Below are 12,363 nucleotides of genomic sequence, written 5' to 3' on the forward strand. Positions count from 1 at the left end.
GAGTAGGGCTGTGAAAGTTGATGAAATCAGCGTAGTAGAGCCCACTCAACCACTGCGTCTTGCTCGACAATCCAAAACAATAAAGAGGCTAGGACTTTTGTCCCAGCCTCTTTATTGTTTTATACACATTTAAAATATCCGAACGTTCCTAGTTGAGAAGGGCGATTTTAAGGGGAATGTGCTACAATGGAAGCAAATAGATAGAATGGAGCAGTGAAATGAAAGCAATTATTACAGTCGTTGGAAAAGACCAAAAAGGAATCGTAGCCGGTGTCGCAACGAAAGTGGCAGAATTGGGACTCAATATCGACGATATCTCTCAAACGGTATTGGATGAATACTTTACCATGATGGCGGTCGTATCATCGGATGAGAAAAAGGATTTCACGCAGCTTCGTTCAGAGTTGGAAGAATTCGGTCAGTCTCTTCATGTCAAAATCAATATCCAAAGCGCTGCGATTTTTGATGCCATGCACAATTTGTAAGATAGGGGTTGAGAATTTATGGACATTAGACAGGTAACAGAAACCATTGCCATGATTGAGGAGCAGAACTTTGACGTTCGGACCATCACCATGGGGATTTCGCTTCTAGATTGTATTGATCCAGATATCGATAAGGCAGCAGAAAAAGTCTACAATAAGATTGTGACAAAGGCCAAGGATCTTGTGGCTGTTGGAGATGAGATTGCGGCAGAACTGGGTATTCCTATTGTCAACAAGCGGGTTTCGGTCACTCCGATTTCTATTATCGGGGCAGCAACCAATGCGACAGATTATGTACCCTTTGCCAAGGCGTTAGATCGTGCGGCGAAAGAGATCGGAATTAACTTTATCGGTGGCTTCTCAGCCCTAGTTCAAAAAGGCTACCAAAAGGGGGATGAAATCCTCATCAATTCCATTCCTCGCGCTCTTGCAGAGACCGATTTTGTCTGCTCTTCAGTCAATATTGGATCGACTAAGACGGGGATCAATATGACCGCTGTCCGAGACATGGGCCGTATCATTAAAGAAGCTTCCCAAGCGGATCCAATGGGACCAGGGAAACTGGTGGTCTTTGCTAATGCTGTAGAAGATAATCCTTTTATGGCGGGTGCCTTCCACGGTGTCGGTGAAGCGGATGTTGTCATCAACGTCGGCGTTTCCGGTCCTGGTGTTGTCCAACGGGCCATTGAAAAAGTTCCTGGTGCAAGCTTTGATGTCTTGGCTGAAACAGTCAAGAAGACAGCCTTCAAAATCACTCGTGTCGGACAATTAGTGGGTCAAATGGCTAGTGAACGTCTCGGTGTGGAGTTTGGAATTGTAGACTTGTCCCTTGCGCCAACACCGGCTGTTGGGGATTCGGTTGCCCGTGTCCTCGAAGCCATGGGGCTTGAAGTAGTTGGAACCCATGGAACTACAGCAGCGCTAGCTCTGCTCAATGACCAAGTGAAAAAAGGCGGCATTATGGCTTGTAACCAAGTCGGTGGGTTGTCAGGTGCCTTCATTCCGGTCTCAGAAGATGAAGGAATGATTGCGGCAGTCCAGTCAGGTCATATCAACCTGGAAAAATTGGAAGCCATGACAGCTATCTGCTCCGTCGGTCTGGATATGATTGCCATCCCAGCTGATACTCCAGATACGACCATTGCAGCCATGATCGCAGATGAAGCAGCTATCGGGGTCATCAACCAAAAGACAACGGCGGTTCGGATTATTCCTTATGGAAAAGAAGGCGATATGTTAGAACTTGGAGGACTTCTTGGGTCTGCTCCGGTAATGAAGGTCAACAAAGCTTCGTCAGCTGATTTCATTGCCCGTGGTGGTCAAATTCCGGCTCCGGTTCATAGCTTTAAAAACTAAGAGAAATCTAGTATAATAGTAGAAAATAGAAAAGTCTGTGATGATGAAACTCCAGACTTTTTTCTTGCAAAAGGAGACAAGATGGCTAAAACAAGATTATTTGTGATTCGTCATGGGAGAACCATGTTTAATACCATTGGCCGTGCTCAAGGCTGGTCTGATACACCCTTGACAGCAGAAGGAGAAAAAGGCATTGAGGCTCTAGGGATCGGCTTGCGTGAGTCTGGTTTGGAGTTTACTCGAGCATACTCCAGTGATTCAGGTCGTGCCATTCAAACCATGGGGATCATACTTGATCAATTGGGGTTAAAAGAAAAAATTCCTTATCGCTTTGACAAGCGGATTCGCGAGTGGTGTTTCGGAAGCTTTGATGGAGCCTACGGTGGGGAGCTCTTTCATGGTGTCGTGCCGCGTGTGCTAGATGTAGAAGATTATAAGACCTTGACCTTGGAAGACTTGGCCAATGGCATCTGCCAAGTGGACACAGCGAATTGGGCTGAACCTTGGGAAGTTTTGAAAGGCCGAATCTTAGAAGGTTTTGAAGCTATTGCCAAAGAAGTAGAAGAAAATGGAGGAGGCAATGCCTTGGTGGTCAGCCATAGTTGGACCATTCAGACCTTGGTCTGCCTAATTGAAGGAAAACCAAATCTCAATCTGCCTCTTTCAAATGGTAGTGTTACCCTTGTAGAATATGAAGATGGCGCATTGATGGTAAAGGTGTTTGGAGATAGCAGTTACCGTGAAGTCGGTGAAAGCTTGCAAGAATCCTAGTCCGTCGTAAAAGGCTGACCTTTTGGTCATAGCCTTTTCTTTCTCTCAAAACTTGTAAGAGCTTTCCTACTTTCTTTTTGCAAAAAATGATATAATGAAAGAGATACATACGGAGGTAATACAATGACAAAAACCAGATTATATATTGCTCGTCATGGAAAAACCATGTTTAATACCATTGGGCGAGCACAGGGCTGGTCAGACACTCCGCTGACAGAAGCAGGAGAGCGTGGGATTCGAGAATTAGGGCTTGGCCTTAAGGAAGCAGGTCTTTCTTTTAAAGAGGCTGTTTCGAGTGATTCTGGTCGAACTATTCAAACCATGGGAATTGTTCTTCAAGAGCTTGGTTTGACAGGTCAGATTCCTTATCGCTATGATAAACGCATTCGTGAGTGGTGTTTTGGTAGCTTCGACGGTGCCTATGATGGCGAGCTCTTTATGGGGGTTTTACCCCGTGTTTTTAAGGTCGAGGATTTTCATCAGTTGAGCTTGATGGAGTTGGCCGAAGGGATCGTTGAAGTCGACACCACTGGTTGGGCTGAATCTTGGGGTGCCTTGAGTGGTCGGATCAAAGAAGGGTTTGAAGCCATAGCAAAAGAGGTAGAAGCAGCTGGCGGTGGAAATGCGATGGTTGTCAGCCACGGTATGACCATTACGACCTTGATTTATCTCATTGATCCGAAAGCTGTCGAAGAATTGGTCTTGGACAACGGAAGTGTAACGGTTTTGGCCTATGAGGATGGCGCCTTTCAGATTGAAAAGATTGGAGACATGTCCTATCGTAAGGTTGGAGCGAAACTCTTAGAGGATGGCCATGACAAATAAGTATAGACGCGCAAGAAAAAAACGTAAGAAATGGTGGCCTTACCTATTGGGTTTCTTTCTTCTTGTGGTCCTTGGATCAGGAATTGGTGCTTACTTGGCTAAGCCAAGCTTGTTTTCAGGGCTTCAGTTTTGGAAGGCAAAAAAAACAGCTGTAACGACTCCCTCTTCTTCTAAGAAAAAGAAAGAAAAATCAGATTTACCAGCTGTTTCGACAAAAGACTGGCAGTTGATCTTGGTCAATCGTGACAATGTGAAGCCAGAGTTGAACCCACAATTGACAGATGTAGATGCTATCAAAGTGGATAGTCGGATTGTAGAGCCAACTCGTCAATTTCTAGAGGCGGCTCGAAAAATTGCCCCAGAAGAAACCTTGATATCGGGTTATCGAAGCGTGGCGGAACAAACAGAGCTCTATAATGAGCGTGTTGCGCAATTAGAGGCCAGTGGTCTTTCGCACGAGGAAGCTGAAAAGCAGGTACAGACCCAGGTACAGGTTCCTGGTGCTAGTGAACACCAGACGGGGCTTGCGATCGATATGAGTGTCGAAGCTGGTCAAAGTGATGAGTTGGGCATGCAGCTGGCTGCCATCGCACCGCAATATGGCTTTGTCCTTCGCTACCCAGATGGGAAGAGCAACATCACGGGTGTGAATTTTGAGAATTGGCATTTCCGTTATGTTGGCGTAGAAAACGCCCAGTATATGGCCAAACATCAGCTAGTATTGGAAGAATATATTCAACTATTGAAAAAGGCTGGAAAATAGGAGGAGATTCACTTCTCTAGGTCTTCAGAATGATTTTTAGCACTCTTAAAAAAAGAGTGCTAATTTTTTGGATTTTTCTCTTGACTTTCTTTTGGATGGGTGTATAATAGAATCATGGTTTAGCACTTGAGTGTTTAGAGTGCTAAATATGAAAGAGAGGTGAGGTCATGGTTACAGAACGTCAAAATGAGATTCTAAATCTTGTTGTCGATATCTTTACCAAGACCCACGAACCAGTCGGTTCAAAAGCACTGCAAGATGTCATTCAATCCAGTAGTGCGACGATCCGAAACGACATGGCTGCCCTCGAAAAACAAGGCTTACTAGAAAAGGCTCACACTTCGAGTGGCCGAATGCCTAGCCGGGCTGGTTTTCAATATTTTGTTCAGAACTCGCTGGATCTAGAGTTGATTGATGAACAAGATGTCTACCAGGTGGTGAAAGCCTTTGATTTCGAAGCCTTTAAGTTAGACGATATCTTGGATGCTACAGCCAAGTTATTGGCCCAGATGACGGGCTACACCGCAGTCATTCAGGATGTTGAGCCGACGCGGCAGCGCTTGACTGGTTTTGAGATTGTTCCCTTATCCAATCACGATGCTTTAGCGGTTCTGACCTTGGATGAATCAAAGCCTGTCACTGTACAATTTGCCATTCCAAAGAATTTCTTAACCAGTGACTTGGAAATCTTCCATCAGCTGGTTCAAGAACGCTTCATTGGAAATACAGTCTTGGATATCCATTACCGCCTGCGGACGGAGATCCCACAGATTGTCCAGCGCTATTTTAAGACGACAGACAATGTCTTGGATCTGTTTGATTACGTCTTCTCGCAACTGTTTCAAGAACTAGTCTTTGTAGAAGGAAAGGTTTCATCCTTAACCTACGCCGATCTCCAGACTTATCAGTTCTTAGATAACCCCCAACACGTAGCTCTCGAGTTGCGAGGGGGAATGCCAGAGGACCAAATGACCCAGATCCTGGTTGCAGAATCCCAAGAGAAGGCCTTGAAAAATGTGACGGTGATTAGTCACAAGTTCTTAGTTCCTTATCGTGGGATGGCCCTCATGCATGTGATTGGTCCTGTAGAGATGGATTATAGGCGTGTGATTAGCCTGGTCAATGTTATCGGCCGGGTACTGGTCATGAAGTTAACGGATTACTACCGTTACCTCAACAGCAACCATTATGAAGTAAATTAAGACCAAATGAAAGGGGTGTATGCCTTGACAGAAGATATCAAAAAAGAAGACGTGAAAGAAGAGGAAGTTGCCCAAACAACTGAAGAAGTTGTAGAGGAAACCAACCAACCTTCTGAATTAGAAGAAGCACAAGCGCGTGCCGAGGAATTTGAAAACAAATACCTTCGTGCTCATGCAGAAATGCAAAACATTCAGCGCCGTGCCAATGAAGAACGTCAACAATTACAAAAATACCGTAGCCAAGATTTGGCAAAAGCGATCTTACCATCACTTGACAACCTCGAACGTGCCCTTGCCGTTGAAGGCTTGACAGATGATGTGAAGAAGGGCTTGGAAATGGTCCAAGAAAGTTTGGTACATGCTCTGAAAGAAGAAGGAATCGAAGAAATTCTAGCGGACGGATCCTTTGACCATAACTACCATATGGCCATCCAAACCTTACCTGCAGATGACGAACATCCAGCAGATACCATCGCACAAGTCTTCCAAAAAGGTTACAAACTCCATGACCGCATCCTAAGACCGGCTATGGTCGTTGTTTACAACTAGGCGGTAAGTCAGAAATCTGTGATTTCGTTGACGCACCCCCGCAAGGCTGATTAGGCTGGTCACGAGCGTTTGCGAAGTGAACTGCCAATCAGCTACTGCGCACGATTTCGACTCCTCATGTCGTAACATTCATAATAGATAACTTGTCCGAAACGACACTAAACTATGAAAGAAAGATTAACATTGGTTCGGCTTTGCCAATAGTGAGCGAAGCGAACCAAAGACGATACTCTTCGCCGTGGCGCTATTTGCGCAAACTTTGAGACCTTAGGCTCAAAGTTTAGTCAAAGAGATTGACGAAGTCAAGCTCTGACGGCGTCGCCACTTAAGAAGAGTATCAAAAAGAAAAAAAGAAGAAAAAATCAACAAGGAGAAAAACACATGTCTAAAATTATCGGTATTGACTTAGGTACAACAAACTCAGCCGTGGCAGTTCTTGAAGGAACTGAAAGCAAAATCATCGCAAACCCAGAAGGAAACCGCACGACTCCATCTGTTGTGTCATTCAAAAATGGTGAAATCATCGTTGGTGACGCTGCAAAACGTCAAGCAGTTACAAATCCAGATACAGTCATTTCTATCAAATCTAAGATGGGGACTTCTGAAAAAGTTTCTGCTAACGGCAAAGAATACACACCACAAGAAATCTCAGCTATGATCCTTCAATACTTGAAAGGCTACGCTGAAGATTATCTTGGTGAAAAAGTAACGAAAGCAGTTATCACAGTTCCAGCTTACTTCAACGATGCTCAACGTCAAGCAACGAAAGACGCTGGTAAAATCGCTGGTCTTGAAGTAGAACGTATTGTCAACGAACCAACTGCAGCAGCCCTTGCTTATGGTTTGGATAAGACTGATAAAGAAGAAAAAATCTTGGTATTCGACCTTGGTGGTGGTACATTCGACGTATCTATCCTCGAACTCGGTGATGGTGTCTTCGATGTATTGGCAACTGCAGGGGATAACAAACTCGGTGGTGACGACTTTGACCAAAAAATCATCGACCACTTGGTAGCAGAATTCAAGAAAGAAAATGGTATCGACTTGTCAACAGACAAGATGGCTCTTCAACGTTTGAAAGATGCAGCTGAAAAAGCGAAGAAAGACCTTTCTGGTGTCACTTCAACTCAAATCAGCTTGCCATTCATCACTGCAGGAGCTGCTGGACCTCTTCACTTGGAAATGACCTTGACTCGTGCGAAATTCGACGATTTGACTCGTGACCTTGTAGAACGTACGAAAACTCCCGTTCGTCAAGCCCTTTCAGATGCAGGTTTGAGCTTGTCAGAAATCGACGAAGTCATCCTTGTCGGTGGTTCAACTCGTATTCCTGCCGTTGTAGAAGCTGTTAAAGCTGAAACTGGTAAAGAACCAAACAAATCAGTGAACCCTGATGAAGTTGTGGCTATGGGTGCTGCCATCCAAGGTGGTGTCATCACTGGTGATGTGAAAGACGTTGTCCTTCTTGACGTAACACCATTGTCACTTGGTATTGAAACAATGGGTGGTGTCTTCACAAAACTCATCGACCGCAACACTACGATTCCAACATCTAAATCACAAGTCTTCTCAACTGCAGCAGACAACCAACCAGCCGTTGATATCCACGTTCTTCAAGGTGAACGCCCAATGGCAGCGGACAACAAGACTCTTGGACGTTTCCAATTGACAGACATCCCAGCTGCACCTCGTGGTATTCCACAAATCGAAGTAACATTTGACATCGATAAGAACGGTATCGTATCTGTTAAAGCGAAAGATCTTGGAACTCAAAAAGAACAAACAATCGTTATCCAATCTAACTCAGGTTTGACAGACGAAGAAATCGACCGCATGATGAAAGATGCAGAAGCAAACGCTGAAGCAGATAAGAAACGTAAAGAAGAAGTAGACCTTCGTAACGAAGTAGACCAAGCTATCTTTGCGACTGAAAAGACAATCAAAGAAACTGAAGGCAAAGGCTTCGATGCAGAACGTGATGCTGCACAAGCTGCCCTTGATGATCTTAAGAAAGCCCAAGAAGACAACAACTTGGACGAAATGAAAGCAAAACTTGAAGCCTTGAACGAAAAAGCTCAAGGACTTGCGGTTAAACTTTACGAACAAGCTGCAGCAGCGCAACAAGCTCAAGCAGGAGCAGAAGATGCACAAGCAACAGGCAACGCAGGCGATGACGTCGTAGACGGAGAGTTTACGGAAAAATAAAATAGTCCAGTGGACTATTTTATCCCGAGCTTGAAAATCAGGAGAGCGAGGTAGTTAAGAATGACTAAACACTAAAGTGATTGTCCTTCTACGGTGCTTTGCTTAAATGTTAATAATGATAAAAAGAAATCCAGAGGTTGCAACCCAGCCTCTGTTTTTCGGTAAAAAGGGACTGAATCTCAATTATTTAGGTTTTGTCCCATCAATATGAAAGAAAGGAACTGAACCCGACCTAAATTCTCGGAAAAAAGATAAATCTGTCTAGGAGCATCGCTCCTGCGTCAGATTTCCTATTTTTCAGTCGAATTTTACGGTCTTGGTATCTTAAATGAACAATACTGAATTTTATGACCGTTTGGGCGTTTCAAAGAATGCATCTCAAGATGAGATCAAGAAAGCCTATCGGAAATTATCGAAAAAATATCACCCGGATATCAACAAGGAGCCTGGTGCTGAGGACAAGTACAAGGAAGTTCAAGAAGCTTATGAGACTTTGAGCGACGAACAAAAGCGGGCGGCTTATGACCAATACGGTGCTGCAGGAGCCAATGGTGGTTTCGGTGGCTTCGGTGGCGGAGCAGGTGGATTTGGTGGCTTTGATGGTGCTGGTTTTGGTGGCTTTGAAGACATCTTCTCTAGCTTCTTTGGTGGTGGTGCAAGTCGCAATCCAAATGCGCCTCGTCAAGGGGATGACCTCCAATACCGCGTCAATCTCAAGTTTGAAGAAGCGATTTTTGGTGCGGAAAAAGAAGTCAAGTACAATCGGGAAGCTAGCTGTCATACCTGTCATGGTTCTGGGGCTAAGCCAGGGACTAGTCCGGTGACCTGTGGACGCTGTCATGGTTCTGGGGTGATCAATGTGGATACGCAAACCCCTCTTGGGATGATGCGCCGTCAAGTGACCTGTGACGTCTGTCATGGACGTGGTCAAGAAATCAAAGATCCATGTACGACTTGTCGTGGAACAGGTCATGAAAAACAAGCCCATAGCGTAAACGTTAAGATTCCTGCGGGAGTTGAAACAGGTCAACAAATCCGCTTAGCAGGTCAAGGAGAAGCTGGCTTTAACGGTGGCCCTTATGGTGACTTGTATGTCGTTGTCAATGTTGAGCCGAGCGATCGCTTCGAACGAGATGGCTCAACCATCTACTACAAGTTAGACTTGAACTTTGTTCAAGCAGCTCTTGGAGATACGGTCCATGTGCCAACTGTTCACGGAGATGTCGATTTGGTTATTCCTGAAGGAACCCAAACCGGTAAAAAATTCCGTCTTCGCGGAAAAGGTGCTCCAAGCTTACGTGGTGGTGCCATGGGAGATCAGTATGTGTCTGTCAATGTTGTTACCCCAACTGGTTTAAATGACAAGCAAAAAGAAGCCCTTCAAGCCTTTGCGGAAGCAAGTGATTTGAAGGTCAACCCAAAGAAAAAAGGCTTCTTTGATAAGGTCAAAGATGCTTTAGATGACTTATAAGAATAAACGAGTTTCCTTTTGACTAAGGAGCTCGTTTTATTTTGGATCGATTCCAAGAACCTTCTTTTTTGCTTGCAAAACTGTACCCGGACAGTTTTCTTTTTTCACTCTTGAATCCCCTTTTATATCCTGCTAAAATAAAACCATGACACGATACAAAGCAACCATTTCATATGACGGGACCTTATTTGCAGGGTTTCAACGCCAACCGCATGCCCGTAGTGTGCAAGAGGAAATCGAGAAGACCTTGACGCGCCTCAATCAAGGAACCTCTGTTACCGTTCATGGATCGGGTCGAACCGATGCAGGTGTCCATGCTCTTGGACAGGTGATTCATTTTGATCTCCCTCAAGCGAGGGACGAGGAGAAGCTTCGCTTTGCTCTGGATACCCAGACCCCAGAGGATATTGATTTCATCCTAGTAGAGCAAGTAGCAGATGACTTTCACTCACGCTACAAGAAGCACAGCAAAACCTATGAATTCATCGTGGATTATGGTCGTCCCAAGAACCCCATGATGCGCCACTATGCGACCCACTACCCCTATCCTTTGGATGTGGAAAAGATGCAAGTAGCCATCCAAAAGTTGGAGGGAACCCATGATTTCACCGGTTTCACCGCTTCAGGAACCAGTGTGGAAGACAAGGTTCGTACGATTACAGAGGCTCGCTTGGTCGAGGATAGGGCAAATCATCGTCTTGTCTTTACCTTTTCGGGCAATGGCTTTCTCTACAAGCAAATCCGCAATATGGTGGGAACTTTGTTGAAGATTGGAAATGATCGGATGCCGATCGAGCAGATCGATCTGATTTTAGAAAAGAAGGACCGCAATCTAGCAGGTCCAACAGCAGCGCCAAATGGCTTATATTTAAAGGAGATACGTTATGAGTAATGAATTGATTCTCGCAATTTCAGGAAATGATATTTTTAGTGGGGGAGGTCTTCATGCAGACCTTGCTACCTATACGACTAACAAACAGCATGGCTTTGTGGCGGTGACTTGTTTGACAGCCATGACCGAGCATGGTTTTGAAGTGATTCCAGTGGATCCAACGATCTTTGCTCAACAGCTCAACTCTCTCAAAGATGTTCCTTTCTCTGCTATTAAACTTGGCCTCTTGCCAAATGTTGAAGTGGCAGACCTAGCTTTGGACTATGTCAAAGCCCATGCAGATATCCCAGTAGTGCTCGATCCTGTCTTGGTCTGCAAGGAAAGCCATGATGTGGAAGTGTCAGCTCTTCGAGACGAATTGATCAAGTTCTTCCCTTATGTGACCATCATCACACCAAACTTACCAGAAGCTGAGATCTTGACCCAAAGCAAGATTCAATCGCTCGATGATATGAAGGAGGCTGCTCGTAAGCTCCATGAATTGGGAGCAGCGAATGTCGTGGTCAAAGGGGGCAATCGCCTCAACAAGGAAAAAGCCATCGATGTCTTTTATGACGGACAAGACTTTACAATTTTTGAAGAGCCAGTCCTAGAAAAGAACAATACAGGAGCTGGTTGTACCTTTGCGTCTAGCATTTCCAGCCAGTTGGTAAAAGGGAAATCACCGCTTGAAGCTGTTAAAGCCTCTAAAGACTTTGTCTTCCAAGCGATTCAACATTCAGACCAGTATGGAGTAGTACAATATGACATCTAATCGAACTCAACTCATTGCCCGCCTCTCTATTTTATGTGCCTTGACGGTTGTGCTTGGCTACTATACCAAACTCCCAACTCCCACAGGGATTGTCACCCTGCTAGATCTTGGAGTTTATTTCACAGCCTTCTATTTTGGACGCAAGGAAGGGGCTATTGTAGGTGGTGTCGGAGCCTTCCTACTCGACCTCATTTCAGGCTATCCTCAGTGGATGTTCTTTAGCCTCCTTTTTCACGGGGGACAAGGCTATTTCGCTGGTTTCAAGGGAAAAGCTCGTTACCTAGGCTTGCTTCTTGCGACAGTCGTCATGGTAGGCGGTTACGCATTAGCTTCTGCTCTCTTTTTAGGCAATGGCTGGGGAGCTGCTATCTCGGACATTCCAAATAACCTTGCTCAGAATTTTGTCGGAATGGCTTTAGGCTATGTGGTCTATTATGCCTTCCAAAAGAAAGGAAACTAATTCATGGATTTGGAGCAACTGAAGAAGGATACAAAAGAAATCCTGGTAGATGTCTTGGAAAAAAGCCGTCTCCGCCAAGGACAGATTCTAGTGCTCGGGATGTCCTCAAGTGAAGTTGCAGGAGGGCCAATTGGAAAAGCCTCCAACATCGACATTGCAGAAACTATTGTCCAGGCCTTGCTAGATGAATTGAATCCAAGAGGAATTTATCTAGCTGTACAAGGGTGTGAGCACCTCAATCGCGCCTTGGTGGTCGAGCGGGAATTAGCAGACAAGAAGGAGCTAGAAATCGTCAATGTCCTTCCTAGTCTCCATGCAGGGGGAGCTGGACAACTCGCTGCCTTCAAGTATTTCAAGGATCCTGTTGAAGTAGAATTTATCACAGCTCAAGCGGGGTTAGACATCGGAGATACCTCAGTGGGGATGCATGTCAAACACGTGCAAGTCCCAATTCGCCCTGTCTTACGTGAACTAGGGGAAGCCCATGTCACAGCCCTCGCTAGTCGACCAAAATTGATCGGTGGTGCCCGTGCTCTCTATCTAGACGATCCTATCCGAAAATCATAACTAGAACTAGCTTTTAGGGGCTAGTTTTTTTGGATGAAAAGAGAGGCAAAAACGTTTTAAAAC

At 45.0% G+C, this 12,363-nt stretch carries 13 protein-coding genes; all 13 read left to right on the forward strand.

The genetic code is table 11. From position 1 onward, the window contains the following. Positions 1 to 218: 218 nt before the first annotated feature. The 13 genes from AB5Y61_RS08135 (at position 219) to AB5Y61_RS08195 (ending at position 12,300) form a co-directional block, all read left to right on the forward strand. Entirely contained in the window at positions 219 to 485 is a 267-nt protein-coding gene (locus AB5Y61_RS08135) for an ACT domain-containing protein (RefSeq protein ID WP_003004214.1), read from the forward strand. 18 nt (positions 486 to 503) lie between these two features. Further along, on the forward strand, positions 504 to 1,841 hold the full coding sequence (locus tag AB5Y61_RS08140; RefSeq protein WP_347089481.1) for a PFL family protein: 1,338 nt from the start codon (positions 504 to 506) through the stop codon (positions 1,839 to 1,841). Between the two features lie 81 nt (positions 1,842 to 1,922). After that, positions 1,923 to 2,612 (forward strand): histidine phosphatase family protein, encoded by a 690-nt coding sequence (locus AB5Y61_RS08145; RefSeq protein WP_368403810.1) that lies wholly within the window; start codon positions 1,923 to 1,925, stop codon positions 2,610 to 2,612. A gap of 123 nt (positions 2,613 to 2,735) precedes the next feature. Continuing rightward, positions 2,736 to 3,437 (forward strand): histidine phosphatase family protein, encoded by a 702-nt coding sequence (locus AB5Y61_RS08150; protein ID WP_368403811.1) that lies wholly within the window; start codon positions 2,736 to 2,738, stop codon positions 3,435 to 3,437. Then, on the forward strand, positions 3,421 to 4,200 hold the full coding sequence (locus AB5Y61_RS08155; RefSeq protein WP_368403812.1) for a M15 family metallopeptidase: 780 nt from the start codon (positions 3,421 to 3,423) through the stop codon (positions 4,198 to 4,200). The genes AB5Y61_RS08150 and AB5Y61_RS08155 overlap by 17 nt, the downstream gene beginning before the upstream one ends. Positions 4,201 to 4,367: 167 nt before the next feature. After that, on the forward strand, positions 4,368 to 5,402 hold the full coding sequence (hrcA, locus tag AB5Y61_RS08160; RefSeq protein ID WP_003004578.1) for a heat-inducible transcriptional repressor HrcA: 1,035 nt from the start codon (positions 4,368 to 4,370) through the stop codon (positions 5,400 to 5,402). A 24-nt stretch (positions 5,403 to 5,426) separates the two neighbouring features. Beyond that, positions 5,427 to 5,951 carry a nucleotide exchange factor GrpE gene (gene grpE, locus AB5Y61_RS08165; RefSeq protein WP_368403838.1) on the forward strand — a complete coding sequence of 175 codons (525 nt, stop codon included), beginning with the start codon at positions 5,427 to 5,429 and terminating at the stop codon, positions 5,949 to 5,951. Positions 5,952 to 6,332: 381 nt separating this feature from the next. Continuing rightward, complete coding sequence (gene dnaK / locus AB5Y61_RS08170) at positions 6,333 to 8,156, forward strand: molecular chaperone DnaK (RefSeq protein WP_368403813.1); 1,824 nt, start codon at positions 6,333 to 6,335, stop codon at positions 8,154 to 8,156. A gap of 328 nt (positions 8,157 to 8,484) precedes the next feature. Continuing rightward, positions 8,485 to 9,627 (forward strand): molecular chaperone DnaJ, encoded by a 1,143-nt coding sequence (gene dnaJ, locus AB5Y61_RS08175; protein ID WP_368403814.1) that lies wholly within the window; start codon positions 8,485 to 8,487, stop codon positions 9,625 to 9,627. A 145-nt stretch (positions 9,628 to 9,772) separates the two neighbouring features. Continuing rightward, on the forward strand, positions 9,773 to 10,519 hold the full coding sequence (gene truA / locus AB5Y61_RS08180) for a tRNA pseudouridine(38-40) synthase TruA (RefSeq protein WP_368403815.1): 747 nt from the start codon (positions 9,773 to 9,775) through the stop codon (positions 10,517 to 10,519). Beyond that, entirely contained in the window at positions 10,512 to 11,273 is a 762-nt protein-coding gene (locus AB5Y61_RS08185) for a bifunctional hydroxymethylpyrimidine kinase/phosphomethylpyrimidine kinase (RefSeq protein ID WP_368403816.1), read from the forward strand. The genes truA and AB5Y61_RS08185 overlap by 8 nt, the downstream gene beginning before the upstream one ends. Then, positions 11,263 to 11,733 (forward strand): ECF transporter S component, encoded by a 471-nt coding sequence (locus tag AB5Y61_RS08190; RefSeq protein ID WP_049514887.1) that lies wholly within the window; start codon positions 11,263 to 11,265, stop codon positions 11,731 to 11,733. The genes AB5Y61_RS08185 and AB5Y61_RS08190 overlap by 11 nt, the downstream gene beginning before the upstream one ends. A 3-nt stretch (positions 11,734 to 11,736) precedes the next feature. Then, positions 11,737 to 12,300 carry a TIGR01440 family protein gene (locus AB5Y61_RS08195; RefSeq protein ID WP_368403817.1) on the forward strand — a complete coding sequence of 188 codons (564 nt, stop codon included), beginning with the start codon at positions 11,737 to 11,739 and terminating at the stop codon, positions 12,298 to 12,300. Positions 12,301 to 12,363 lie beyond the last annotated feature (63 nt).

The organism is Streptococcus parasanguinis, assembly GCF_040908565.1.
Taxonomy (GTDB): Bacteria; Bacillota; Bacilli; order Lactobacillales; family Streptococcaceae; genus Streptococcus; species Streptococcus parasanguinis_AC.